This window comes from Streptomyces sp. NPDC060035 (assembly GCF_042736635.1).
Lineage (GTDB): Bacteria > Actinomycetota > Actinomycetes > Streptomycetales > Streptomycetaceae > Streptomyces.
Map to the genome: position 1 here is coordinate 1 of NZ_JBHWVO010000017.1, position 23,820 is coordinate 23,820.

Annotated in this window: 22 protein-coding genes and 1 pseudogene; 9 read left to right on the forward strand and 14 right to left on the reverse strand. The window is 69.7% G+C overall.

Features of this window, described 5'->3' with window-relative positions; all coding sequences use genetic code 11:
• Nucleotides 1-192: 192 nt before the first annotated feature.
• The 7 genes from ACFWBQ_RS24945 to ACFWBQ_RS24975 form a co-directional block, all read right to left on the reverse strand.
• Nucleotides 193-1,107, reverse strand: a complete 915-nt coding sequence (locus tag ACFWBQ_RS24945; protein ID WP_385494684.1) for a PDR/VanB family oxidoreductase — start codon at nucleotides 1,105-1,107, stop codon at nucleotides 193-195.
• A gap of 154 nt (nucleotides 1,108-1,261) precedes the next feature.
• On the reverse strand, nucleotides 1,262-2,290 hold the full coding sequence (locus ACFWBQ_RS24950; RefSeq protein WP_385494725.1) for a Rieske 2Fe-2S domain-containing protein: 1,029 nt from the start codon (nucleotides 2,288-2,290) through the stop codon (nucleotides 1,262-1,264).
• Between the two features lie 95 nt (nucleotides 2,291-2,385).
• Nucleotides 2,386-3,153, reverse strand: a complete 768-nt coding sequence (locus ACFWBQ_RS24955; protein ID WP_385494739.1) for an IclR family transcriptional regulator — start codon at nucleotides 3,151-3,153, stop codon at nucleotides 2,386-2,388.
• Between the two features lie 273 nt (nucleotides 3,154-3,426).
• Nucleotides 3,427-3,891: a MaoC family dehydratase gene (locus tag ACFWBQ_RS24960; RefSeq protein ID WP_385494746.1), complete on the reverse strand. Its 465-nt coding sequence runs from the start codon at nucleotides 3,889-3,891 to the stop codon at nucleotides 3,427-3,429.
• On the reverse strand, nucleotides 3,888-5,402 hold the full coding sequence (locus ACFWBQ_RS24965) for a long-chain fatty acid--CoA ligase (RefSeq protein ID WP_385494753.1): 1,515 nt from the start codon (nucleotides 5,400-5,402) through the stop codon (nucleotides 3,888-3,890). Before ACFWBQ_RS24965 ends, ACFWBQ_RS24960 begins: the two co-directional genes overlap by 4 nt.
• Nucleotides 5,403-5,514: 112 nt before the next feature.
• Complete coding sequence (locus ACFWBQ_RS24970) at nucleotides 5,515-6,399, reverse strand: amidohydrolase family protein (protein ID WP_385494761.1); 885 nt, start codon at nucleotides 6,397-6,399, stop codon at nucleotides 5,515-5,517.
• A 16-nt stretch (nucleotides 6,400-6,415) separates the two neighbouring features.
• Complete coding sequence (locus ACFWBQ_RS24975; RefSeq protein WP_385494771.1) at nucleotides 6,416-7,318, reverse strand: SDR family NAD(P)-dependent oxidoreductase; 903 nt, start codon at nucleotides 7,316-7,318, stop codon at nucleotides 6,416-6,418.
• Between the two features lie 137 nt (nucleotides 7,319-7,455).
• On the opposite strand from ACFWBQ_RS24975, the gene ACFWBQ_RS24980 reads away from it, so the two are divergent.
• Complete coding sequence (locus tag ACFWBQ_RS24980) at nucleotides 7,456-8,319, forward strand: PaaX family transcriptional regulator C-terminal domain-containing protein (protein WP_385494781.1); 864 nt, start codon at nucleotides 7,456-7,458, stop codon at nucleotides 8,317-8,319.
• Nucleotides 8,320-8,331: 12 nt separating this feature from the next.
• On the opposite strand, the gene ACFWBQ_RS24985 is transcribed toward ACFWBQ_RS24980, so the two are convergent.
• Nucleotides 8,332-9,708: an alpha/beta hydrolase family protein gene (locus tag ACFWBQ_RS24985; RefSeq protein ID WP_385494787.1), complete on the reverse strand. Its 1,377-nt coding sequence runs from the start codon at nucleotides 9,706-9,708 to the stop codon at nucleotides 8,332-8,334.
• On the reverse strand, nucleotides 9,705-11,108 hold the full coding sequence (locus tag ACFWBQ_RS24990) for an MFS transporter (protein ID WP_385494795.1): 1,404 nt from the start codon (nucleotides 11,106-11,108) through the stop codon (nucleotides 9,705-9,707). The genes ACFWBQ_RS24985 and ACFWBQ_RS24990 overlap by 4 nt, the downstream gene beginning before the upstream one ends.
• A 227-nt stretch (nucleotides 11,109-11,335) precedes the next feature.
• On the opposite strand from ACFWBQ_RS24990, the gene ACFWBQ_RS24995 reads away from it, so the two are divergent.
• Complete coding sequence (locus tag ACFWBQ_RS24995) at nucleotides 11,336-11,536, forward strand: hypothetical protein (RefSeq protein ID WP_385494803.1); 201 nt, start codon at nucleotides 11,336-11,338, stop codon at nucleotides 11,534-11,536.
• 162 nt (nucleotides 11,537-11,698) lie between these two features.
• The gene (locus tag ACFWBQ_RS25000; protein ID WP_385494809.1) at nucleotides 11,699-11,830 is read left to right on the forward strand and encodes a hypothetical protein; all 132 of its coding nucleotides are present in this window, start codon (nucleotides 11,699-11,701) and stop codon (nucleotides 11,828-11,830) included.
• 515 nt (nucleotides 11,831-12,345) lie between these two features.
• Here ACFWBQ_RS25000 and ACFWBQ_RS25005 read toward each other — a convergent pair.
• Together ACFWBQ_RS25005 and ACFWBQ_RS25010 are read right to left on the reverse strand one after the other, a co-directional pair.
• Nucleotides 12,346-13,599, reverse strand: a complete 1,254-nt coding sequence (locus tag ACFWBQ_RS25005) for an SLC13 family permease (RefSeq protein ID WP_385494816.1) — start codon at nucleotides 13,597-13,599, stop codon at nucleotides 12,346-12,348.
• A gap of 80 nt (nucleotides 13,600-13,679) precedes the next feature.
• Nucleotides 13,680-14,789 carry a PrpF domain-containing protein gene (locus ACFWBQ_RS25010; RefSeq protein ID WP_385494823.1) on the reverse strand — a complete coding sequence of 370 codons (1,110 nt, stop codon included), beginning with the start codon at nucleotides 14,787-14,789 and terminating at the stop codon, nucleotides 13,680-13,682.
• A 127-nt stretch (nucleotides 14,790-14,916) separates the two neighbouring features.
• Here ACFWBQ_RS25010 and ACFWBQ_RS25015 point away from each other — a divergent pair, with 127 nt between their 5' ends.
• Entirely contained in the window at nucleotides 14,917-15,882 is a 966-nt protein-coding gene (locus tag ACFWBQ_RS25015) for a LysR family transcriptional regulator (RefSeq protein WP_385494836.1), read from the forward strand.
• Between the two features lie 333 nt (nucleotides 15,883-16,215).
• Nucleotides 16,216-16,434: a hypothetical protein gene (locus ACFWBQ_RS25020; protein ID WP_385494844.1), complete on the forward strand. Its 219-nt coding sequence runs from the start codon at nucleotides 16,216-16,218 to the stop codon at nucleotides 16,432-16,434.
• 577 nt (nucleotides 16,435-17,011) lie between these two features.
• Here the strand turns inward: ACFWBQ_RS25020 and ACFWBQ_RS25025 are convergent.
• On the reverse strand, nucleotides 17,012-17,764 hold the full coding sequence (locus ACFWBQ_RS25025; protein ID WP_385494852.1) for an IclR family transcriptional regulator: 753 nt from the start codon (nucleotides 17,762-17,764) through the stop codon (nucleotides 17,012-17,014).
• Nucleotides 17,765-17,843: 79 nt separating this feature from the next.
• On the opposite strand from ACFWBQ_RS25025, the gene ACFWBQ_RS25030 reads away from it, so the two are divergent.
• Together ACFWBQ_RS25030 and ACFWBQ_RS25035 are read left to right on the forward strand one after the other, a co-directional pair.
• Nucleotides 17,844-19,046 (forward strand): 4-hydroxybenzoate 3-monooxygenase, encoded by a 1,203-nt coding sequence (locus ACFWBQ_RS25030; protein ID WP_385494863.1) that lies wholly within the window; start codon nucleotides 17,844-17,846, stop codon nucleotides 19,044-19,046.
• A gap of 814 nt (nucleotides 19,047-19,860) precedes the next feature.
• Entirely contained in the window at nucleotides 19,861-21,102 is a 1,242-nt protein-coding gene (locus tag ACFWBQ_RS25035; RefSeq protein WP_385494870.1) for a hypothetical protein, read from the forward strand.
• Between the two features lie 135 nt (nucleotides 21,103-21,237).
• Here the strand turns inward: ACFWBQ_RS25035 and ACFWBQ_RS25040 are convergent.
• Nucleotides 21,238-21,366: pseudogene (locus tag ACFWBQ_RS25040) on the reverse strand (IS5/IS1182 family transposase); the annotation flags it as partial.
• A gap of 306 nt (nucleotides 21,367-21,672) precedes the next feature.
• Here ACFWBQ_RS25040 and ACFWBQ_RS25045 point away from each other — a divergent pair.
• Both ACFWBQ_RS25045 and ACFWBQ_RS25050 read left to right on the forward strand, forming a co-directional pair.
• Nucleotides 21,673-21,993: a hypothetical protein gene (locus ACFWBQ_RS25045; RefSeq protein ID WP_385494877.1), complete on the forward strand. Its 321-nt coding sequence runs from the start codon at nucleotides 21,673-21,675 to the stop codon at nucleotides 21,991-21,993.
• Nucleotides 21,994-22,363: 370 nt separating this feature from the next.
• Nucleotides 22,364-23,416 (forward strand): hypothetical protein, encoded by a 1,053-nt coding sequence (locus ACFWBQ_RS25050; protein ID WP_385494884.1) that lies wholly within the window; start codon nucleotides 22,364-22,366, stop codon nucleotides 23,414-23,416.
• Nucleotides 23,417-23,680: 264 nt separating this feature from the next.
• Here ACFWBQ_RS25050 and ACFWBQ_RS25055 read toward each other — a convergent pair whose 3' ends face one another.
• Entirely contained in the window at nucleotides 23,681-23,809 is a 129-nt protein-coding gene (locus tag ACFWBQ_RS25055) for a hypothetical protein (protein ID WP_385494888.1), read from the reverse strand.
• Between the last annotated feature and the right edge of the window lie 11 nt (nucleotides 23,810-23,820).

Consider the following 23,820-nt stretch of genomic DNA (forward strand, 5'->3'; position numbering starts at 1 on the left):
GGGCCGGGCAGCGCTGCCCGGCCCCGCACCGTACGGAAGGCCGATTGATCAGACACCGAACCAGGCGAGAGGAGCTGTCCTCCGGCATGCTGCCCGGTGACGGCCGGCGGCACCGTGGCCGGGTGCAGCCCGACGGCCCCGGCCGGGCTGCCGCACCGAGCGCACCGTGAGGTGAGCGGCCGCCCGTGTCTGTCACAGGTCCAGAGTGAGCCGTTGTCCCTTCGCCCGTGACACGCAAATCATCATTGTTTCGTCGCAGGCCCGATCCTGAGGGGTGAGGACTGTGTCGCGGTGGTCGACGGAACCGGCCAGTACGTCCGTCTCGCAGGTGCCGCAGGTGCCTTCGGTGCAGGAGTACAGGACTTCGACCCCGGCCTGGCGTATCGCGGTGAGGACCGACTGGCCGGCCGCCACCGTCAAGGTCAGGCCTGAGCGCGCCAGTTCAAGCTCGAAGGGCCTGTCCCCGGTGGTGTCGGACGGTGCGGGAGTGAAGCGCTCGCTGCGCAGCGCCTCGGGTGGGACGAGTGTCTCCACGGCGGCGAGCAGGGGCTGTGGCCCGCAGGCGTAGACGAGTTCGCCGGGTCGCAGGCCGGACAGGTACTGCTGCAGGTCGAGCGGGCCTTGGTACAGCCGGACGCGGTCGGCTGGATGCGTGGCGGTGAGCTCGTCGGTGAACGCCATCGAGTGGCGGGAGCGGCCGCCGTAGTGCAGCGTCCACGGTCCTTTGGCGGCGGCCAGCATCGGCAGGATCGGGGTGATGCCGATCCCGCCGGCCACGAAGCGGTAGGCCGGTGCCGCCTCGAGCCTGAAGTGGTTGCGTGGGCCACGCACGGCAACATTGCTGCCGGGCTCCAGGTCGCTGTGGACGAGGGCGGATCCGCCGCGTCCGTCCGGCTCCCGCAGCACGGCGATCCGCCATGAGCGGTCGTCGTTGCTGCCGCACAGCGAGTACTGCCGCTCGAGGCCCTCACGCAGGACCAGATCGACGTGGGCGCCAGGTTCCCAGGGGGGCAGAGGAGCGCCGTCCGGCCGGCGCAGGATCAGGGAGATGACGTCGACGGCTTCCTGGCGGCGTTCGGAGACGACGAGGTCGAGCAGCTCGCTCATGGGGTTTCGCCCTTCTCAGAAGCTGGGTGGTCGGGGTGGGCGAGCATCCACTCCCACATCGCGACCGGGTCCTCGCAGGAGTGCCGGGCGCCGCAGTGGCAGCACCCGCGGAGGGTGTCGGTGCCGGGGAGCCAGTCGATACGGACGACGCCGCTCATCCGGCGGCCAGCCCGGCGAGGATGCGGCGGGCGGCCAGTCCGCCGGTGTCGATGTTGATGCTGAGCTCCTGGTAGCCGGCCGGTTCGCTGTCCAGCGCGCGCTGCAGCAGGTTGAGCGCGTCCACGTCCTGCATCACGACCGTGTGGTTGAAGTCCCGCAGGAAAGTGGTCACTTCCTCGTCGTCGACCGCGAAGTTCCTCGAGACGGCCCAGAAGTCGTACACCTTGCCGGGGGCCGACGGCGTGATGGCGTACGTGATCTCGGTGCGGAACAGCGGGGCGTCGGTGCCGGCCGGGCTGATGCGGCTGTGCAGCAGGTAGAGGCACGGCGCGTGGTACTCGATGTCCTGCAGGCGCCGGATCCGCCCCTCGATCCCGGTGGAACGGGCGTAGAACGGCGGGCACTCGGCGTCGGACATGTGCCGCGAGACCCGTACGATGCCCGCCTTCTCGTCGACCTCGGTCGTAATCGGGGTCTCGGCGACCTCAGGAGTGCCGATGTAGCCGCCGTGCAGGTAGGTCTCGTGGGAGAGGTCCAACAGGTTGTCGACCAGGAGGCCGTAGTCGGCGTCGATCGGCTCCATGCCCTGCACGGTGACCCAGCCGTCAGCGGTGAGGTGTTCGGCGCGCCGGATCGTGGCGGGATCGGCGAGTTCGGGGTCGCCGATCCACACCCACACCATTCCGTCGACCTCGGACACCGGGTACGAGGTGACCCGGGCCGTCCGGGGGACCCGCTTCTGCCCGGGCACGTACACGCAGGTGCCGGTCGTGTCGTAGGTGAACCCGTGGTAGCCGCACACCACGCGGTCCCCGTCGAGCCCGCTCGCCGACAGCGGGAATCGGCGGTGCACGCAGCGGTCGGCGAGCACGACGGGCTCACCGGCCTCCGTGCGGTACAGGGCGAGCGGCTCGCCGAGGACCGTGCGGCCGAGGAGTTCGCGGCCGACCTCGGAGGACCAGGCGGCGACGTACCACTGGTTGCGGGCGAAGTTGTCGGCGTGCGTGGTGGTGTGGCCGGTCATGGCAGGCGTCCCTCCTGGCATCGCGCAAAGCGCCGTCGCTCCGCGTCACGGCACACAGTGGCGACCGGGGCCGCACCGTCACAACGCGACTTCCGTCAGGCGGAAGCCGTCGGCCCCGGCGCGGCGGGCTGCCAGCCCAGGGCACGTGAGATGCCGCGGCCGGCCAGCTGGACCGCCGGGATCAGCGCGGGTATCCGTGCCCCGGCGACCGGTACGACGACGGAGACCGCCGCGACCACGTCCCCGCGCGCCCCACGTATCGGGGCGGCGACCGAGAGCGCGTCGTCGGTGATCTGCCGGTCGCTCACCGCGACACCGCCGTGCCGTACTTCGGCCAGCATCCGGCGCAGCCGCTCCGGATCGGTGACGGTGTACGGAGTGAAGGCCGCCAACTCCTCGACGCGGTAACGGCTTTGGAAATCGGGATCGCCGTGGGCGAGCAGTACCATGCCCACCCCGGTGGCGTGCAGCGGCCAGCGTGCGCCGACCCGCGAGTGGACACCGACCGCCGATCGCCCGGACAGCCTCTCGATGTAGACGACCTCCCGGCCGTCACGTACGGCGAGATGCACGTTCTCGTGCGTTGCCTCGTACAGGTCCTCCAGGTACGGCAGCGCCGCCTCCCGCAGGCCGAGTCCGCGCGGGGCGAGCGCGGCGGTCTCCCACAGCCGCAGCCCGACGTGGTACCGCCCGGAGTCGTCGCGTTCCAGGGCGCCCCACCCGGTCAGCGTGGCCACCAGGCGGTGCGCGGTGGGCAGGGACAGCTCGGCGCGCCGGGCGAGCTGGCTGAGGGTGAGGGCCGGGTGGGCCTGGTCGAAGGCGCCGAGGACGTCGAGGAGACGGTCGGCGGCGGAGCGGCTCACCGGAGGTGCCCGGCAGGTTCGGGCTCCGCGTGCCGCGTAAGTCCGCCCGGACAGGGTGGAACCTGCCGGACTGTGTGGTCCGGGCGAGGACGCCGCGCGATGGTGCCTCTTCCGGAAGGCCTGCGGACGCCGGTACGCGGGACCGCGTCGTTCGCCGCGAACCTGCGCACCTGACACTCCTGACCTGGTCGTACACGGATGGGTTGCCGCACCGTACGGGGCCGGTGCCCGCGTGGACAAGAGGGTGCGGCGGGCTCGGCGTGTTCTCGGCCACTACGCGTAGTGGCGGTAGATCGCCGATGCCACGCACGCCGGCTTCTCCGCGCCCTCCACCTCGATCGTGAAGGTCAGTCGCATCTCGACACCGTTGCCCTTGACCTCCTCCACAGAATCCACGGTGCCGTGCAGTCGGATCTGAGCCCCCACCTTCACCGGGCTGGGGAAACGCAGCTTGTCCAGGCCGTAGTTGATGCTCATCGAGATGCCTTCGACGGCGAGGAGGTCGTTGAAGAGCGGGATGACGAGGGAGAGAGTCAGGTAGCCGTGGGCGATCGGGGCGCCGAAGGGGCCGGCGGCCGCGCGTTCGGGGTCGGTGTGGATCCACTGGTTGTCGCCGGTGGCGTCGGCGAAGGTGTTCACCCGCTGCTGGGTGATGTCCAGCCAGTCGGTGCGGCCGAGGTCGGCGCCGGTGAGGGCCTTGATCTCGTCGAGGCCGGTGACGGTACGGAGTGCGGTCATGAGTCGGCTCCAGGGACAGGGAGGTTTCCGTAGGTTTCACGGATGCGGGGTTTGAGCAGCTTGCCGGCGCCGCTGCGGGGCAGCGCGCCGGCGAAGACGACCGACTTGGGAATCTTGTAACGGGCGAGCCGCCCGTCGAGCGAGGCGAGGATCACGGCGGCGTCGGCCTCGGAGCCCGGTGCGCGGACGACGACAGCGCGGCCCACCTCACCCCATGTCGCGTCGGGCACGCCGATCACGGCACAGTCGGCGACGGCCGGGTGCTCGTACAGGGCCTGTTCCACCTCGGCCGGGTAGATGTTCTCCCCACCAGAAATGATCAGGTCTTTGGCGCGGTCGACGATTGTGACGTATCCGTCGGCGTCCGCCACCACCACGTCTCCTGTACGGAGCCAGCCGTCCGAGAGGGCCGCCGTGGTCGCCTCGGGCAGGCCCCAGTAGCCGGACATGACGGTGGGGCCCTGGACGAGCAGTTCGCCGCGCTCGGCGTCCATGCCGGACGGGTCGACGATCCGGATGTCGTTGAAGAAGTGGGGCAGGCCCGCGCTGCCCGCCTTGGCCAGGGCGTTGTCGGCGTCGAGGAGGCACACGCCGGGGGACGCCTCGGTCATGCCGTAGCCCTGGACAAAGCGCAGACCGCGCGCCTCGTACGTATGGATCAGCGCCTGGGGAACCGGGGCTCCGCCGCACATCAGCTTCCGTACGGACGACAGGTCGGCCTCGGCGAAGCGTTTCTCGGCGGCGATCTGTGCGAACATCGTGGGCACACCGAACATCAACGTCACCCCGTGCTCCTCGACCAGGGCGAGGGTGCGGACGGGTGAGAACGACTCCTCCAGGACGAGTGTGCCCCCCTTGAGGAAGGTCGGCAGGCACGTCATGTTGAGGGCCGCCGTGTGGAACAGGGGCGCCGAGAGGAGTGTGACCTCGTCGGCGGCGAAGTCGGCGTCGACCAGGGTGTTGACGCTGTTCCAGGTCAGGTTGGAGTGGGTGAGTGCGGCGCCCTTTGCGCGGCCGGTGGTCCCCGAGGTGTACATGATCATCGCCAGGTCGTCGGGGGAGACGGCCTCGTCGACCGGGGACGTCGAGGCCTGGGCGAGGGCGTCCTCGTAGGTGTCGTCGACGGGGACGAGCGGGACGGCCCCGCAGGTACCGGCGAACGCGCCGAACGACACCGTGTGCACGAGCAGGCGCGCGCCGGAGTCGCTGAGGCAGTGCCGCAACTCGGCGTCGGCGAGCCGGGTGTTGAGTGGAACGAACACCGCGCCCAGCCGGGCGGTCGCGAACATCGACTCGAGGAAGGCGGGGTGGTTCGGGCCGAGGAACGCGACCCGGTCGCCGCGGCGGACGCCGAGGGTGTGCAGATGGCGGGCGAGGCGGGTGGTGCGCTCGTGCAGCTGGGCGTAGGTGTGACGGGTGATCCGGTTGTCCTGGCGGTGCACGACTGCGACGCGGCCCGGGGTCTTACGGGCGCGACGCGCGGTCCAGGATCCGATGCCTTGGTCGCGCATACGGGAGCTCCTTTGCGTCCCTCGACAGCTGTGCGGATGGGCGGGACGGTCCTCGGCGGGTCGCCACCCGGTGGATCGGGCCCTTGGGCCGGTGCCCGGGTCGGTCCTCGGGTCAGTCCTTGGTGAAGCCGAACAGTCGTGCCGCGTTCTCCTTGAGGATCTTCGGCCGGACCTCGTCCTTGACCGGCAGTGCGGCGAAGTCCTTCAACCAGCGCTCAGGGGTGAGCAGCGGGTAGTCCGTCCCGAACAGCACCTTGTCCTTGAGCAGCGTGTTGGCGTATTGGACGAGCTGCGGCGGGAAGTACTTCGGCGACCAGCCCGACAGATCGATGTACACCAGCGGTTTGTGCGTGGCCACCGACAGGGCCTCGTCCTGCCAGGGGAACGACGGGTGGGCCATGATGATCGGCATGCCGGGGAAGTCGGCGGCCACGTCGTCGATGTGCAGCGGGTTGGAGTACTTCAGGCGGATGCCCCCGCCGCCGGGCGCGCCCGCGCCGATGCCGGTCTGGCCGGTGTGGAAGACGGCGATCGCGCCGGCCTCCTCGATCGCCTCGTACAGGACGTACGCGGAGCGGTCGTTGGGGTAAAAGGCCTGCACGCTGGGATGGAACTTGAAGCCCCGCACCCCGAAGTCCCGTACCAGGCGCCGCACTTCGCGGGCGCCCGCCTTTCCCTTGGCAGGGTCGATCGAGGCGAAGGGGATGATCACGTCAGGGTTCTCGGCGGCGGCCTCGGCGATTTCCTCGTTGGGCACGGCGGGGATGCCGGTCGCTGCCTCCGCGTCGACGGTGAAGACGACGCAGGCCATCTTCCGCTCGCGGTAGTACGCGGCGATCTCGGGCAGGGTCGGCCTGCGGTGGCCACCCTCGACCTTGAAATATTTACCGGAGGCGTCCTCGAGCTCGGCGGAGAGCGAGCCCTGTCCGCGCGCGGACACCTCGGCGTGGGTGTGTACGTCGATCGCGGTGATCGCATCGATATCGATACCGGGCATGGCGTGGTCGCCTCCTCTACAGCTTCGGGGCGGGGATGCCGTAGGACTCCGGGCGCTGTCCCACCGAGGTCGGCCAGGCCGCCGCGATCGCGTCGGCCGTCCATCCGCCGTCGGCGTACGCGGCTGAGATCTCCTGGGGATGCGACCACAGCGACAGCTTGTCGCCGCCGATGCCGACGCACTGTCCGGTGACGTCCGCGGCCGACTCGGAGGCGAGGAAGACGACCAGGCCGGCGCAGTCCTGGGCGGTACCGAAGGCGATGCCCTTGCGCAGGGCATCCGGGAACGGCGTGCCGTCGTTCTCGTAGGCCTCGATGTACGGGGCGAACAGTGGCATCGTCTTCGTCATCTCGGTGGCCGCGTTGGGGACGACGGCGTTCGCGGTGATGCCGGACCTGGCCAGTTCCATGGCCCAGGTGCGGACCATCGCGGCGATGCCCGCCTTGGCGGCGGCGTAGTTGGTCTGGCCGAAGTTGCCGCGCTGTCCCGCGGGTGATCCGGCGACGATGATGCGGCCGCCGCTGCCCTGTTCGCGCATGCGGATCGCGGCGGCGCGGGCGCAGGTGAACGTGCCGCGCAGATGCACCTGCTGGACGGTGTCGAAATCGTCGTCGGACATCTTCCACAGCACGCGGTCGCGGAGCACACCCGCGTTGGTGACCATCACGTCGAGCCGGCCGTACTCGGCGACGGCCCGCCCGACCAGCGCGTCGGCCGCCTCCGTGGTGCCGACCGCGACGGTCTCCGCGACCGCGCGGCCGCCGTCCCCGGTGATCTGCTTGACGGCGGCCTCGGCGGCCTGCGCATCCACGTCGTTGACGACGACCGAGGCGCCGGCGGCGGCCAGGGCGCGGGCATAGGCGAGGCCGAGGCCCCGCCCGCTGCCGGTGACGACGGCGGTCTTGCCGGAAAGGTCCATGGTGGGTCTCCTCGGTGGGTGGGCTCCGCCGTAACGCTAGGCAGTTATGTTGCGGCGGTCAATAGAGTGCGCAACAATGAGCTCGCGTGATCATGTGCGCGTGCCGGAGCGGTGAAAGCGGAGAAGGGGAGGACGTCATGACGGCAGCGGAGGAAGCCGAAGTGCCGGAAGAAGGCGGGGAGATGGGGCTGCGCCCGCAGTCACTGATGCTCACCTTCCTCGGCAACTACGTGCTCGGCGGCGACGCCTACGTCTACTCGGGAAGCGTCATCGACGTCTTCGGCCGCGCGGGCGTCGGTGAGCACGCCACCCGCTCGACCCTGACCCGCATGGTCGGCCGCGGTCTGCTGCACCGTCGCCGGGTGGGCCGCCGGATGTACTTCGGCCTCACCGACCGCGCGGTTTCCATCCTGCGCGACGGTGAGGACCGAGTCTGGAAACAGGGCGCGGTCAACGATTCCTGGGACGGCACCTGGACCCTGCTCGCCTTCTCCCTCCCCGAGGCCAGCCAGCGCCAACGGCACGGACTGCGCGCCCAGTTGGCCTGGGCCGGCTTCGGCCCGCTGATCGGCGGACTGTGGATCGCGCCCGGCCGGGCCGACACGGAGGAGATCACCGCCGACCCCGGCTTCGGTGACCGGGTCACCGTCTTCCACTCCACCGTCGACCCGGCCACCGACATCGCCCGCATGGTCCACGAGACCTGGGACCTGGCGACCCCCGCCGCCGGCTATCGCGCCTTCACCGACCGCTGGTCCGCCCTGGCCGACGGCGCGGACGACGCCACGGACATCGACCCGCTCGCCGTCAAACTGCGGCTGCTCACCGAGTGGCTGGTCATCGTCCGAGCCGACCCGCACCTGCCTCTCCGGCACCTCCCCGAGGACTGGCCGGCCGCCCGCGCCCAGGACGTATTCCGCCGGGCCGACGCCCGGGTAGACGCTGCGGCGCGGCGGCTCGCGGAGGAGCTCCTGGAGACGGTGCCGGCCCAGGAGGAATGAGGGGGCCCGCCGTCAGCGCCAGGGCCGGGCGAGGTCGTAAGCGCGGGGGTACGGCCCGGCCTCGTACGTGAGGTACCGGGCCGGGTCCGCCGGATCGATCCTGCCCGCCTCGGCGTTGAGGGCCTCGGCGCCGGTGTTCCCCCAGCGCCCGCTGTCGACCCGCTGCTTCAGCGCGTGCACCGCGGCGACCTGCTCGGCAGCGGAGAAGGTGCAGTGCCCGGCGTTCTCCACGTAGGCCTGCCGGAGCAGCGTCTGCTTCCCGGCCCCGGTGACCGCCCGCCGGTGGGCGCTCATGGCCTGGACCGGGATGAGGGCATCGCCGGTGGTGTGGATGTCCAGCTGAGGCTTGCGCAGTTCACCGGTGAAGGTGATGTTCCGGGTCATGAAGGCGACGGCGGCCGGGTCCGCGCTGATCCGCGGCGCCCGCTCCAGGCGGGCGAGATCCCTCTCCAGGGAGCGGCCCGCCGCCTTGTAGAGACCCTTGACCTGCTTGTACGTGGCCGATTCGCGCAGCATCTCCGTGTAGTCGACGCCGGTGTTCCAGGACATGTTGCCGCCTGCCCTGCTCTCGGCTTCCAGGCGCCAGCGGAAGGCGGGCAGGGCGACCAGACCGGACAGCGCCTCGTACTGGTTGGCCTGCTGGGCCGTGTAGTCGTCCGGGGAGGGACGGGTCTGGGCGGGGGAGTTCCAGCCGGGGACGTTGTGCAGGGCGGCGGCGAGCGCGATCCGGGCGCGACCGGCCCGATCGCCCTGGGCTGCGGTCACGGCCTGGGAGAGGGTGTTCGCGGCGCTGTTCGCGGTGGCCGCGTCGCCGAGGCCGGTCAGCGGGATGTCCTTGGCGTCTGCGAGAAGGGTCTTCAGCGCGAAGACGGGGTCGAGGGTGGAGTTCCAGTTGGCGACGCCGCCCTGGAGCAGGCCGCACTCGGAGAGCGAGCCGTCGATGCGGTCCGGGTGGCGTTCGGCCAGCGCGGTGGTGACCAGGCCGCCGTATGAACTTCCCCAGGCCAGGGTGGTGCGGGCCGTGCCGACCTGCGCGGCGAACCGGTCGAGCGTCGCCAGCTGGTCGGGAACCGCCTCGCCGACGGCCCAGCCGGTGGTGGCGTACGAAGATCCGGCCAGTGCGTAGCCCTCGGCAAGCAGCCGGGTCTTCGTCGGTGCGTCGGGGGCGTTCGTGGCCGGGTTGGGGGAGCCTGCCGGGGTGTAGCCGTGGCTGAAGAGGAGCAGGGTGCCGTTCCAGTCGGCGGGGGCGTCGATCACATAGGTGGCGCCGGAGGCGAGTGTTCCCTCCAGGTGTACTGGCTGCGTCTCGGCATGCGCCGGGGTGGCGGCGAAGGTGAGGACGGCGGCGAGCGCGGCCGGGCCTCTGAGTGCGGGGGAGAACAGTTTCACGGGCGGACCTCGCTCTGGCTGGGGAGGGCGGTGGGCTTCACGGGGGCTTCGCCGGTCCGGCCGGCCCCGACGGCTCCGTCGGCTCCGTCGGTGAGCCGGCGGGTGCTGGTCTCGCCGAGCAGCAGGATGCTGACCACGCTCAGGGCGCAGAACGCGGCGATGACCACGGAGATCACGGTGGTGTCCGAACTGCCGGAGGAACGCTGGAGCTCGGCGAAGAGCAGCGGCGCGAATCCGGCGCCGAGCGCGGCGAGTTGATAGCCGAGGGAGGCCCCGGTGTAGCGACTCCGTGTGGCGAACAACTCGGCGCAGAGCGCGGCGAGAGGCCCGTACATCATCGGCTGGATCAGGGACTGACCGAGGACCAGGGCCAGCACGAGCTGCCCGGGGCTGCCGGAGTCGACCAGCGGGAAGAGCGCGAAGCCGAACACGGCCATCGCGACCGCACCGGTCAGGACGACGGGCCGGCGCCCGACCCGGTCGGAGAGGGCGGACCAGCCGAGGATGCCGATCACGGCGAGCGCCGAGGACAGAGTGAGCGAGTTCAGGACGGTCTGGCGCTCGTGGCCGTGCTGGACTCCGTACGCGATGAGGAAGGTGGTCAGCGTGCCCTGGGCGACGAACGCGGCCAGGCCGGTGCCGACCACAAGGAGCAGCACGCGCGGCTGGTCGCGCAGGACCTGGAGCAGCGGGATCCCGCGCGGCTCCGGCTTTTGGCCGGCCGCCGTGAACACCGGCGTCTCCTCCACCCGCAGCCGGATGAACAGGCCGACCGCGAGCAGCAGGATGCTCAGCAGGAACGGCACCCGCCAGCCCCAGGACAGGAACGCCTCCTCGCCGACGACCGCACTGGTGCCGGTGAGCGCGGCGGTGGACAGGATGGTCCCGCAGGGTGCCCCGGCGTTGGTGAACGCGGCCCACAGTCCGCGCCGGGTGGTGGCGTGCTCGGCGGACATCAGGACCGCCCCGCCCCATTCGCCGCCGGCCGCTATGCCCTGGAGGACGCGCAGCATTACCAGGAGAACCGCGGCCCAGCCACCAATCTGACGGTCCGTCGGAAGCAGCCCGATGAGAAAGCTGACCACGCCCATCAGGGTCATGGTCGTCACCAGCATCCGCTTACGGCCGAGCCGGTCGCCGAAGTGCCCGAAGATGATGCCGCCGAGCGGGCGCGCCACGTACCCGGCGGCGAAGGTGCCGAGGCTCGCCACCGTTCCGGCAAGGGGGTCGAGGCTGGAGAAGAAGACCTTGTTGAACACGACGGCGGAGGCTGTGGCGTACAGCAGGAAGTCGTAGTACTCGATCACGCTGCCGATGAAGCTGCCGGTCACCGCGCGGCGCAGCTGAGCCGGGCTGTGCGGAGTTGGTGGCGAGGAAGCGGGACTTGTGGTGTCTGCCATGGCTGTCATCCCTGTCTTGTGGGCCGGCCAGGTCGCGGACCTGTCGTCGCGAGGGAACGTACGGCGATTCTCCGACGACCGTCAAGAATCTGCACAAGATTGCTGGTGGTCGTCGAGGGGCGACCGGAAGGGTGTCTCGAAGTTCGGCGGGATCATTGACGGTGATCACAACTGCGCCTAGCTTCCGTAGATTTGGGCTACTGTCGCGACCGCTCCAGAAGGCCGCCATGGCCGCATTCGTCCGTGACACGTGCTACGTCGCCGCCTGCGCCCGCGAGTTCGGCCGGGAACTCCTCGTCCGCACCCTTCTCGGTGAACCGGTCCTCCTCGAAGCGCCGAGGGTGGCCGCCCCGTTCGTGGCGTTCTCTCCGGAGGCCTTGGCCGGCTGCGGAGCCGGTGCGGTGGGATCGACGACCGGCCCGCGGTGATCTGTACGGCGACGGGTGCCGTGTCGTCGGAGGGGTTCGGGCCGTTCGGCGGCTGGTCGGCGAAGGGGACGGCTTCCAGGAGACCCTGGGCCCCGCGGACGCGCCGGTCGATACGGGTACTTCAGCGTCGAGCTCCAGCAGTCTCCGGTTTCAGGGTGTGTGGTGCTGCAGTTCGCCTGGGGACAGCTTGCCGCCCGCGCCGGAGGCCGCACCTGGGGCTCTGCCTTGAAGACCGGCACGGTGGACGCGCTGCTCGGCCTGGCTGTCGTGGCGGTCAACCCCGTCATCAAGTAGGGCTGTCGGTCGCCGGACGGTGTGGTCCCGGCGGCTGTGACGCGTGCCGGCGGGCCGCGGGCCGCGCCATTGCTCGGCGTGGGGACGAAGCGGGCGCGGTTTGCGCTGCGGTGCGGCGAGTGAAGTCTCGCAATCCTGATTCCTGCTGGTCACCGGGGCTGGTGTGGGTCGGGGGTGGGGCGCTCGTGGTCAGAGCGTGAGCGGTAGCAGGGGATCGTCCGTCTTGTGACTCTTCGTCGAATTCGGTCACCGTTTTGGGGCTCGGTCCGTGCCGTGCCGGCTGTTGGTGTCGGATGCGGGAGGGGGTGAGCGGGGCGTCACCGACTGGATCGTCGAGGGCGACGGGACGCTCGATCCCGAGCAGTTGGCCGACCGGCTGCTGCGCCTGTCGGCGGTCATCACCCGTGACCACCCTGCTCGCGGAGGCAACCTGGGCCACGACGACAAACACCTGCAGCGCCGCGACCGGCGGCGCTTCAGGTGTTTGCTCGTGTCTCGCCGACCGGTCACCGATTTCAGGACCAGGGCAGGACGAGAGCACCCCAGGCCACCACGGGCCCCGCGGCGACGATGCCGCAGGTGTAGCCGAGGACCTGGCGGTAGAAGCCGCGTCGCTCCACTCCCCGTGCATTGCTCAGCACCAGCGCTCCGTTGGTGGAGAACGGTGAGACGTCCACGATCGTGGTGGAGACGGCGAGAGCGGCTATCAGGCCCGTCGAGCTGAGGTGGCTGGTCAGCAGCAGCGGAACGGCGATCGGGATGATCGCGGTGAGGATCGCGGTCGAGGAGGCGAAGGCGGAGGTGACGGCGACGGTGAAGCAGAGCAGGAGGGCTACGAGGAGCGGAGTCCCGAAATCGGCCGCGTGCTGGGAGATCGTCTTGATGACCCCGGCATGCTCCAGCATCGCGATGTAGGTCATCATGCCGCCGACCAGCAGCAGCGTGTGCCAGCTGATGCCGTCCACCGCCTGCTCCTGGCGCTTCATGTCCAGGAGGGCCAGCAGCGCTCCGGCGGCCAGGGCGAGGACACCGATCTGCATGTGGAAGCCGAGAGCACACACCACCAGGGCAGCGAGTGCGGCGAGCGTGGCCCACTGGTGCCAGGTGGCTCGCTGTGCCGCCGCGTCGCCGTCGGCCGCTTCCTGCTCGGGCCGCGCGGTCGGATCCGACGTCGTGCGGCGCCGCAGGGCGGCGAAGGTCAGCAGGGACAGCAGAACATTGACGGCGAAGCTGGCGAAGAAGAGGGTCGCAGGGGCGACGGACAGCTCGGTGTCGTCGACCATGCCGAGCACCAGTGCTCCCGAGACGGCCATGGGCGAGAAGGCCCCGGCGTGGGCGCCACTGATCACCATCATTCCGGCCATGAGAGGGTTGATGTCGTAGCGGAAGGCGAAGTTCATCGCGATGGGGACCAGGATCGCCACGGCGGCAGGGGTGAAGGTGCCCAGCGACGTCAGCACACCGGCAAGAAGGAACAGCACCCAGGGGATCAGGGACGTACGCCCCCTCACCAGGCGGACTCCGGCGGCGACCAGAAGATCGACCGTGCCGTTGCGGCGGGCCACGGCGAACAGATAGGTGACGCCGACGATGGTGAGGAAGAGCTCCACGGGGAAGCCCTCAAATATCTGATCCTCCGTCATGTTCAGTGCGGTCGTACCGATCGCGAACGACGCGACGAAGGCCAGGATGCCGATGTTGATCGGCAGGACCGTGCCGACGACGAACATGACGAGCAGCGCGCCGACGGAGACCAGCTCAGTAGACATCATTGTCCTCTTTGTCCTGTGGGGCGGGGCGGGTGAGAGGGGCCGGTGCCTGCGGCTCACCGGGTAAGGGCGGCAGGGGGTCAGGCGGCGGCCGGCAGTGCGGGATCGCGTACGAGGATGCGGGCCCGGCACAGCACACGCGCTGCCCGGGCGACGGTGACCCGGTCCGGTCCAGTGCCCGAGGACTCCACGTCCAGCACACCTGCGGGGGTGCCGATGCGCAGGACGCCTCGGCCGGCGGCGGTGGACGCCTCGGCCACCACGGTTCCCTCGACGAGGTTGGCGGCGGCCACGGCGACCGCGGAGGTGAGGCCGATGGCCGGGTGCGGCGAGTTCATCGACAGCATCCGTACGGACACGTCGTACTCGTGCGCGGCCACATGCTCGCCGAGGGTGGTGGTGTAGGCGACGGGAGGGCCGACGAGGCCGACCTTGGGCACCGCGTCACCGGGTGCGGCCCCGGGTTCGGCCAAGCCCATGCGGACTGCGGCGGCATGCCGGGCCGCACGCAGCCACGGCACGTCCGCGCGCATCTGCTCCAGCGTCTCGGCTCCGGTCCGGTCGGCGCGCAGCGCGTCCACCAGGACCACCGGAGCCCCAGCATCCACCATGCTCACGGCCAACGACCGCTCGCCGACCGGCACTACTTCAGCAGGCCGGCCGGTCGGCAGGAGGCGACCTGTCGCGGCGCCCGAGGGGTGACGAAAAGCGAGACCGACCGGCACGCCTCCGGCCAGCGTGCCCGGGACCGTACGGTCGCCGAACTCCTGGACCCGGCCTCCCAGGGTGTCCACCTCGGCTTCGAGGACGGCGCCCGTGTTGATGTTGCGCATGACCACGGGGGTGCGGTCGTCCTTGATTGGCACCAGGCCCTCGGCCACGGCGTAGAGGGCAATGGCTGTCGCGCAGTTGCCGCAGTTGCTGCCCCACTCGACCGTGCCGGTCCCGATGCCGACCTGGGCGAAGAGGTAGTCGATGTCGACGCCTTCGTGGGCGCTCGCGCCGACCACGGCCGCCTTGGACGTGGTGGGGGTGGCGCCGCCGATGCCGTCGAGCTGAACGGGGTCCGCCGCGCCATAGGCGTCGACCAGGATGCGCTCGATCCGATCGCGGTCGGTGGGCATGTGCACCTGGGGGAAGAGCCAGCATTTGCTGGTCCCACCGCGTACGAGGGTTGCGGGAACGTGCATGTCAGAGCGTCTTTCTCTCAGCGCATCGGGTGCGGGGCCGCTGCGTCCGGCAGACTCTCGCAGAGCCATTGGCTTGAGCACAATGTCTCGTTTCTTGAGGAGGGTTTAGCTGGTCTAAAGTCGCTCCATGCTCAATGTCCGCCGCCTGCTGCTTCTCGCCGAGGTCGCCGAGCGCGGCTCGCTCACCGCCGCCGCCGAGGCGCTGTCCATGACCACGTCCGGCGCTTCCCAGCAGATGTCCCTGTTCGAGCGCGAGGCTGGGCAGCCGCTGATCGAGCGGCTGCCACGCGGCGTGCGCACCACCGCGGCGGGCGCCGCGCTCGCTGAGCGGGGCCGTGCCATTCGCCGTGAACTCCAGGCAGCAGAAGCCGACCTCGAGGCGTTCGGCCATCTGGACCGTGGTGTCGTGACCCTCGGCTCCTTCCCGACGGCCAGTGCCTCGCTGCTTCCCTTGGCCCTGACCCGCTTCCGCCGGGCCCACCCGCAGGTGCGCACGGTCGTGCGTGCCGGTGTGCTGGCCCAGCTGCGAGAGATGCTGCACACCGGTGAGGTGGAGCTGTCGCTGCTGTGGGACTACGACTGGAACCGCGTCGACGACGACCAGTTGATCCTCACTCCCCTTCTGGAGGACCCCACGGTGCTGGTTGTGCCGACCAGTTCCCCGCTGGTCGCCTCCGAGCGTGTGCGGCTGTCCGAGCTGGCGGGCGAGGAGTGGATCATCCGCGCCGAGAACCACCCGGTCGCGGACGTGCTCCGGCGTGCATGTCGTCAGGCGGGCTTCGAACCGCGCATCGCCTACGCCTCCCACGACTACCAGGAAGCGCAGGCGATGGTCGCCGCCGGCCTCGGCCTGGCTCTTGCGCCCCGACTGGCCCTGACCAACCGGCGCAGTGACGTACGCCTTCTCTCCCTGTCCCACGACCAGTCATCCGACGCCGTCCCCCCGGTCCGCCGCATTCTCCTGGCCAGGCCGGCCCAGCGCGCCGCCACGCCCGCGGCCCAGGCGATGGCCCGTGTCCTGCACGCCGTCGCGCGAGGATTCACCGACCCCGGACTTGACCGCCCTCAGCTGGGCGCGGTGCGAAAGCGCTGACGCCCGGCTCCGGACCTGCCTGGCCGCAACTTCACAGCTACCCGCCCGACACGAAGCTCGTCGGCGACATCACCTGTCTGCCGACGATCGAGGGCTGGTGGTATCTCGCGACCGTCATGGACCTGGCGACGCGCGAGGTGATCGGGTACGCGATGGCCGAACACCACCGTGCCGAGCGCTGGTCATTGATGCGCTGCGGATGGCAGCCGGCCGCGGCGACCTTCAGGGCGGCTGCGTCATGCACACCGACCGCGGAAGCGAATGCACGAGTGGCGAATTCCGCCGTGCACTGCGGGAGTTGAACCTGAGACAGAGCACGGGACGAACCGGCATATGCTACGTAACGCCGCAGCCGAGAGCTTCTTCGGTCTACTGAAAGCGGAGATCGGCACCGCTGTCCGGGAGAGCCGTGAGGCGGCCCGCGCCGACGTCCTCCGCTTCATCGAGGTCGAGTACCACCGCACCAGGCTCCGCAAGCACCCCGAGTTCGGGTACCTCACCCCACTCGAAACCCGAGCCAGGCTGCAGCACGACTTCACCCCCGCAGCGTAAACAACCGCTGTCCAAGATCAAGGGGGAGCTTCAGCACGCGCCTCAACCCGAGCGTCGTACGCCACCTCACGGCTCTTACCGGCACCACGTCCGGCATCGCTGCTCGATCCGACACCCTTTCCGCGCCGACCGACCGGTTCGCGCGTGCGCGGGCCAGGCCGAGGCATGTGCCGCGCCGAGGAATCGAGCACCGATGCTCAGCGACAGGAGGCGGCCGAAGCGTGCTGAGCCTCCATGGCGCCGGTGTGGCGCGGGCGGTTCCGCAAGCGGCACCTCGGGTCGCGAGACCACGCGCCTCTTTCGTCGTACGAGCCGGACGGCCGGCCAGCACCCGTACGTAACCAACAGCTCAGGGGGCATCGTCGCGGCCATGTGGGTCACCCGAACCCGCACTCGCGGTCTCTCCTCGCCCACGCGGCGCGAAGGGCTGCTTCCGTCCTGCATCGGCGCTGCTGATGTTGGGAGCAGGGGGACGGCGGCCTGAACCGGCAGCGCGCCGGCCCACGGGGCCAGGACCGCGGAGGGGGAGCGGCGGTGCCGAGCGGTCCGGCGATGGCGAGGGCTGGAGGGCAACGAATCAAGGGGTGTCGTTCAGGCTGCGCCCCACCGCTCGTGAAACCACCGTGAGAGCGGCCAGGAGCCGTGCCTTGTCGCGGCGGAAGTCTTTGACGACCACTCCGATCGCCGCCACCACTTGAGTCCCGGAGCGGATCGGCACCGCCAAGGAGCAGGCGCCCCATGTCATCTCCTCCTGCGTGGTGGCGTGGTCCTCGGAGCGGATCCGTGCGAGCTGGCGGAGCAGGGTTCCGGGTGAGGTGACGGTGTGCGGCGTGTGCGGCGTGAGGTTGCGGATCACCGTTTTGACGACCTCGTCGGGGGCATGGGCCAGCAGCACCTTGCCGACGCCGGTGGCGTACAGCGGGAGGCGGCCGCCTACGCGGCTCACCACCGGGACCGAGGCCAGTCCTGCCAGTCGCTCGAGGTAGAGGGCGGAATAGCCCTCGCGGATGGCCAGGTGCACCGTGGCCCGCGTGGCGGCATGGACGTCCTGCAAGTACGGCGAGGCGGCCGCCCGCAGGTCGGTTTCGACGGGGGCGAGCAGGCCAAGGTCCCAGATCCGCCGCCCCACCGAGTAGGTGCGGTCCTCGCCGCGTACGAGGGCCTCACCCGCGACCAGTTCGCGGACGATCCGCAAGGCCGTGGCGGGAGAGAGACCGGCCCGTTGCGCTATCAGGGAAAGAGTTAGGTGCCGGTGGCTGCTGTCGAAGGCGCCGAGCACGTCGAGTGTGCGGGCGACCAGGGAAGTGGGTTGGGCCTTACCGCCGTCCATCATCCACTCCTCTTCATATCGCTGAGTGAAAACGGATGCTGGCACAGGGAGCCCGAATCTCTCTACCGTTCGGTGCACCATGAACAACACATCGCTGTCGGAGAAGATCACCACCAGCACCCGGACCAGGGTCGCCGTCGTCGGCGGCGGCCCGGCGGGATTGATGCTGTCCCACCTGCTGTACCTGGCCGGGGTGGAGAGCGTGGTGGTCGACAACCGTACGGAGCATGCGATCGGGACCACGCACCGGGCAGGCATCCTCGAGCACAACAGCGTCAGCCTGTTGGTGGACTCGGGTGTCGACCGGGTGCTGCGTGATGGCCATCGACATGAGGGCATCGCGCTCCGGTTCGGCGGGGTCAGCCATCGGATCGACTTCGAGGATCTCGTCGGCGCCTCGTGCTGGCTCTACCCGCAGACCGACGTGTTCCTCGACCTGCACGCCCGTCGCACGGCTGACCAGGGTGATCTGCGCTACGGCATCCGCGACACGGAGGTGCTCGACGTCCTCGACCGACCGCGCGTCCGCTACACCGACCAGGAGGGCGCATGCCATGAGATCGTGGCCGATCTGGTCGTCGGTTCGGACGGCTCACGCGGCATGTGCCGGGACCTGGTCGAAGGCGCGACGCGGTACTTCCAGGAGTACCCGTTCGCCTGGTTCGGCATCATGGCCCAAACCGCCCCGAGCGTACCCGAACTGGTCTACGCCCGTTCCGGGCGCGGCTTCGCCCTGGTGAGTCAGCGCACCGAGACGGTGCAGCGTCTCTACTTCCAGTGCGACCCGACCGAGGATCCGGCCGCGTGGTCCGACGACCGGATATGGGAGGAGCTGCAGACCCGCCTCGCCGGCGAGGACGGATTCCGTCTCAACGAGGGCCCTGTACTCGAGCGGACGGTGCTGCCGTTCCGCAGCTTCGTGCAGACGCCGATGCGGCACGGCCGACTGCTGCTGGCCGGGGACGCGGCGCACACCGTCCCGCCGACCGGCGCCAAGGGGCTCAACCTCGCCCTCGCGGACGTACGGGTGCTCGCCGAAACCATCGAGCGCGCTCTAAAGGCGGGAGACGAGCATGCGCTCGAGGAGTACACCGGCCGCGCCCTGGCCCGCGTCTGGAAGGCGCAGCACTTCTCCTACTGGATGACCGCCATGCTTCACCGCATCGAGGGCGCGAGTGCGTTCGACGAGCAGCGACAGCTCGGCGAGCTGGCCGGCGTCGCCGGCTCCCGTGCAGGGTCCACATATCTTGCCGAGGGCTACACAGGGTGGCCGGGGCACTGATCGGAGACACCGACGTGGCGGACCGGATTTTGTCAGGATCGCCACTGCCCGAGTCACGACCACCCTTGCTCGCGACCGCCCTTGCTCGCGACCGCCCGCTCGGCGACCGCCGCGGAGGCGTCGCCGGCCCACATCGGGACCGCTCCGGCGCCATCCCTGCACACTCGGAAGCCGGCCCGCCGTAAGGTGGAGGCAGTCTCCGTGTTGCGCCGGCAAATGAGGAGGCTGATCGACTCCGGTTCCGACAACTCGGCGACGGCGAGCATGCCGTCGACGCTTCAGCGCCCCATTCAGGATGAGCCGACCGGCCGGCGGATCGCCATCATCTCGGCGAGCGTGGGGGCGGGACACCACGGGGCGGGCGATGCCCTCGCCCGGCGCCTTGAAGGCGACGGATTCCTCCCCACGCGTCTCTGGCAACCCCGTGAAATCGCCGCCCACTTCGGCGACGTCACTCTGGAGATCATGTACAGACAACTGAATCGGTGGGCCGCTGGCGGACTCATCCACAAGTTCGGCCCCGGTCTCTACGCCGCCACAACACGGTCATCCACTCCTCTTGCAGGACCAGCGAAAACGCTAACTGCCCGGCCTTGGGCCCTGACCCCGGATTTGGGACACGGGAGAGTCTTGGATCTTGATGACCCAGGAGAGTCTTGGATCTTGATGACCCAGGAGAACTGAGTTCCTGTGGGGATGAAGCACTGTCCCGTCGAGGGCCATGGCTGCGTACTCCAGCCGCAGGGCAGAGGCGGCCAGGTGCTGGAACCTGCGCAGCCGCGCCTCTTGGCTGCCGCGGGATGCTTAAACGCCTTTGTCGGCTGTGCGGAGAGATACAAGATCCTGGGGACAGGGAGTGAAAGACGGTCTCTGTGCTGACGGGGTGGCGGGGTTGGTTATGGTTGCCGCAGGTCCGTGGCAGCGGTCGGTCGCGTGGGAGTTGATACGCGCACGGGACGTGACGAAGGTGGTTTGTGTGGAGCTGGCTACGGCCTTCAACGACGCGTGGCACCGGCAGCCGGATCCGGCGGACCGGCTCGACGGTCGTCGGCCGTCGAACCCGCAGTGGGTGCTCGTCTCGGCCCTGTGGTTGCTCGCCGCCTGGACACTGGAGTCCACACCGGGGTGGGCGTCGACGCTGGTGCTCACCAAAATCGGTGACCACCGCGACGAGCCATGGCCGGCTCCGCCCGAGCAGCTTGCCGGGATCGGGGACCTGCCGGAGGTCACGGGCGCTGTGCCGTACGCCAGCATGTTGTCGAAGAACAACCACTCCACGCCGCACGAAGAACTGGTCTCGCTCATCGCCGGGGCGGCCCACGTGCGCGACTCGCGTCGGACGTCGTTGGTGCGGTACTTCGCGAACGAGGCAGCGGGCGGCGACCTGCTCCGCCTCATCACGACCGACGATGACCCAGCCCTGCACCTGTTGCACCGGGACTACTTCGGCACGGTGCGGATCACCCTCGCGCCGGCGCCGACTGTGGAGCAGCCGCCGGTCATCGCTGCCGACGGTGCCGACGGTGCGATCCGCACCCGGATTTCCTGCCTCGCCACGCTTCTGAGCGACCTCCTTATGGTGAACAACAACAACTCGGTCGACTTCCGGTTCCGGATCGGCACGCTCCCCGAAAACGACACGCAGGTCGACAACCGCCTTGCCGCCGCCTCCTGCTGGTGGGCGGCCACCCGCGAGGACGCCGAAGAGTACGCCGACGAAGAACCGACGTTTCGCCCGATTACGTTCACCGAACTGTGGACGTCGCTCCACAACGACGCCCGGCTCTCCCTTGTTGACATCTGGGACGGCTCGTGGAGCGGTATCGACGAGATGCCCGAGATTCCGGTCGGCCACGTCGTGTCTCATCTCGTCGACGACCTGGCCGACGTCATCGAGGGTCGGCTGGGCGGCGCGCTCGTCGCGGTAAACGGGTACCTTCCCACCGGGTGGCCGCCGGCGGACCCAACCGACGAGGACGACGACGGCGAGCACACCTACGTGCTGTTCGTCCGGGGCAACGAGGTGGGCGTCCTCGACATCGACCGATCCTGCTGAGCGTGCAACCAAGCGTCGCCGCACCGCACGGTGTTCCGTAATCGAGCTCAATGTCACCGTCGACAAAGCCGTGTTGGTTCGTCAGAGGACGTTTCGACCCGTTGTTTCATCCCGTATTGCCGGGCAGTGCATGGTTCATGTGCCGCGCCATGTCGGGGTGGATTCGGCGGTGAGTCTGCGGGTCATGAGGTTGATCTTTGCAAGGTGGATCATGGCCTCGGACCGGTGCCGGTGAGCTTCGTAGTCACGGGCCGGGCGCGGGTGGGTCGAGTACGCCCGGCCGTGACCCAGACGGGCGCCGCACGTGCCACCGTGAGCGAAACATGTCAATCATATTGCGGGCCGATGCCAGTAATGGCCTGATCGTGCGGGAGCATGATCCGATCGCCGTATGACACCAGAGGCAAGCACTTTTTCTGGCCAGGGGGTCTCCCGCCGCGGCTTCCTCGGAGCGGCTGCGGGGACCTCACCGGCCGGATTGGCAGGGGCTGCGCCAGCGGCAGCCGCGGGGCGCCGCCGCCGCGAAGGGCAGCCTGTCTGCGAACGACACGTCGTCCAGCCCGGGGCTCGGTGCTGGACGAGCCGGTCGCCGTCTGGGACCTGCTGCCCACGCTGGCCGACGCGCCCCCCGGGTTGGACGGCGTGTCGTTCCTGCCCGCGCTGACGGGCCGACGGCAGCCCTCCCATCCGTACCTGTACTGGAGGAAGAATGCGGGGGGCGAGGCAGTGCGTTTCGGCAACTGGAAGGGCGTACGTCTCAAGGGCGGCAGTCCGATCGAGCTCTACGACCTGGGCGCCGACGCCGGCGAGTCCACCGACATCGCAGCCACCCACCCGGCCCTGGTCCGGCAGGCCGAGCGCCTGTTGGCCGATGCCGTCGCGTCGGGCTGACGTGCACTGCTGTGCTCCGTCCGCGGGTATCACCGGCCCGGCTGCGGCACCCGCGTCCCGGCTGCCTGGGCCGTTCCATCCGGCCGCCGAGGACCGCAACACCCGGACACTTGCGGACAGGTCCCTTTGTGGCGAGGGCCCGGTCCACGACATGCGCCTGAATCCGTTGCCGGGGAGTGAAAGCACGGCCTGCACCCACACAGCTCATGGGTGTTGAAGTCCAGTCGAGCGTCAGGAGGCGCTGTGCCTCGGTCTTCCGTGCCGGTGCCCCGCCAACTGGACGGCCGACACGACCACCCGCGCCCGACACCCGCACCGGGCTCGCCCAGTTGATCTGAATTCCTGCGAACCTTTGACAGAGAGGACCACCATGACCCTGAGCCGACGTCGGCTACTCACCGGGGCTGCCGCCGCACTGCCTGCCGCCGCACTGCTACCGACCGAAGCCGCCTGGGCCGGCACGACTCCCACGGCCGGGCCCACCGGCGCCGGTTGGGCCGGCAAGACACTGAAGGCCAGGCGTCTCGGTTCGGTGGTCACCGCGGACATGATGCCCGCCGACGCCCGCGGCAATATCGCTGGGCCCTCCCCGATCGCCACCCCGGACGGGCTCCGCCTGTACTTCGCTGACCACAACGGCGACTACATCCGCCTGGCGTTCGCCGACCATCCTGCCGGGCCGTGGCAGGTGCATGCCCAGGGCACCTTCCCGGTGGAGACGGTGCTCGCCGAGGCCGAGCGCACTCCGGGCCCGGACAAGAAGGTCGGTCACGACCGGCACATCGCATCCCCCGACGTACACCGGCTCAGTGACGGCCGATGGCGCATGTACTTCCACGCCCGACCGGAAGATCCGTACATTCCGTGGGGACACGAAAACGGGGTTGCCCACAGCGTCGACGGACTCGACTGGCACCTGGAGAACCGCCGCGCCCAACCCGGCACGTACCTTCGAGGCTTTCAGTGGCGCGGCGGCTGGTACGGCGTGATGCGTGAGGGTGTCCTCATGCACTCCGAGGACGGAATCACCTGGCCAGAGGAAGGTGTCCCGGAGTTCGCCGAGGCGATCAACGAGGGCACCACTCGCTTCATACGCCACGTCGCCGTCGTCCGCGACGGGAATGTGCTGTCGGTGTTCTACAGCCGGATCGGCGATTCCCCCGAGCGGATCATGCGGGCCACCTGCACCCTGACCGGCTCGTGGAAGAACTGGCGGCTCACCGACCCGGTCGAGGTCCTGCGCGCCGAGGAGGACTGGGAAGGCGGTGACCTTCCCCCGCTGCCCTCCGAGGGAGGAGAAGCGACAAAGCCCGTCAACGAGCTACGCGACCCCGGCATCCTCGACTACCGCGGGCGCCGCTACTTGTTCTACTCCTACCGTGGCGAACACGGCATCGCCGTCGCCGAACTTACCTGTCGGTAACTCATATGGACCCGCCGGGCGGGCCGACACGGCATTCGAGGGTGCCTCGCGGGGCAACCGCCGGGTGAGGGTTGCATCGCAGAGCGGGCAGGGCTCGACCTTCTTCCCGCACTGGCCTGCGAGGGCGTGGCCGTAGCATCGGTCACAGCGTGGCCGGTCGGGCTGGTACTCCAGTCGCACTTCGTGATCTGACGGGGCGGTGTGGGGTTGAGAGGACATGGAGAGGCCGCCTGTTGATCTTTGTGCCGTGACGCAGCATGGAGGTCAGGCGGCCTCTGCCGTCAGCATGGATCCCTTGTTGTTCCAGGAGAGTTCGACGAGTTCGAGGCTGCGCCGCACGGTCGGTGAACGGGCCCCCGCCCCGACTCGGAGCCGGCGACGGTCCGGAGACACGACAGCGCCGA

Excerpts from the sequence above, each read along its gene's own strand:
- ACFWBQ_RS24945 (WP_385494684.1), bottom strand. The coding sequence starts at position 1,107 with ATGAGCGAGCTGCTCGACCTCGTCGTCTCCGAACGCCGCCAGGAAGCC.
- ACFWBQ_RS24950 (WP_385494725.1), bottom strand. The coding sequence starts at position 2,290 with ATGACCGGCCACACCACCACGCACGCCGACAACTTCGCCCGCAACCAG.
- ACFWBQ_RS24960 (WP_385494746.1), bottom strand. The coding sequence starts at position 3,891 with ATGACCGCACTCCGTACCGTCACCGGCCTCGACGAGATCAAGGCCCTC.
- ACFWBQ_RS24965 (WP_385494753.1), bottom strand. The coding sequence starts at position 5,402 with ATGCGCGACCAAGGCATCGGATCCTGGACCGCGCGTCGCGCCCGTAAG.
- ACFWBQ_RS24970 (WP_385494761.1), bottom strand. The coding sequence starts at position 6,399 with ATGCCCGGTATCGATATCGATGCGATCACCGCGATCGACGTACACACC.
- ACFWBQ_RS24975 (WP_385494771.1), bottom strand. The coding sequence starts at position 7,318 with ATGGACCTTTCCGGCAAGACCGCCGTCGTCACCGGCAGCGGGCGGGGC.
- ACFWBQ_RS24980 (WP_385494781.1), top strand. The coding sequence starts at position 7,456 with ATGACGGCAGCGGAGGAAGCCGAAGTGCCGGAAGAAGGCGGGGAGATG.
- ACFWBQ_RS24990 (WP_385494795.1), bottom strand. The coding sequence starts at position 11,108 with ATGGCAGACACCACAAGTCCCGCTTCCTCGCCACCAACTCCGCACAGC.
- ACFWBQ_RS24995 (WP_385494803.1), top strand. The coding sequence starts at position 11,336 with ATGGCCGCATTCGTCCGTGACACGTGCTACGTCGCCGCCTGCGCCCGC.
- ACFWBQ_RS25005 (WP_385494816.1), bottom strand. The coding sequence starts at position 13,599 with ATGTCTACTGAGCTGGTCTCCGTCGGCGCGCTGCTCGTCATGTTCGTC.
- ACFWBQ_RS25010 (WP_385494823.1), bottom strand. The coding sequence starts at position 14,789 with ATGCACGTTCCCGCAACCCTCGTACGCGGTGGGACCAGCAAATGCTGG.
- ACFWBQ_RS25015 (WP_385494836.1), top strand. The coding sequence starts at position 14,917 with ATGCTCAATGTCCGCCGCCTGCTGCTTCTCGCCGAGGTCGCCGAGCGC.
- ACFWBQ_RS25020 (WP_385494844.1), top strand. The coding sequence starts at position 16,216 with ATGCTACGTAACGCCGCAGCCGAGAGCTTCTTCGGTCTACTGAAAGCG.
- ACFWBQ_RS25025 (WP_385494852.1), bottom strand. The coding sequence starts at position 17,764 with ATGGACGGCGGTAAGGCCCAACCCACTTCCCTGGTCGCCCGCACACTC.
- ACFWBQ_RS25030 (WP_385494863.1), top strand. The coding sequence starts at position 17,844 with ATGAACAACACATCGCTGTCGGAGAAGATCACCACCAGCACCCGGACC.
- ACFWBQ_RS25050 (WP_385494884.1), top strand. The coding sequence starts at position 22,364 with ATGACCCTGAGCCGACGTCGGCTACTCACCGGGGCTGCCGCCGCACTG.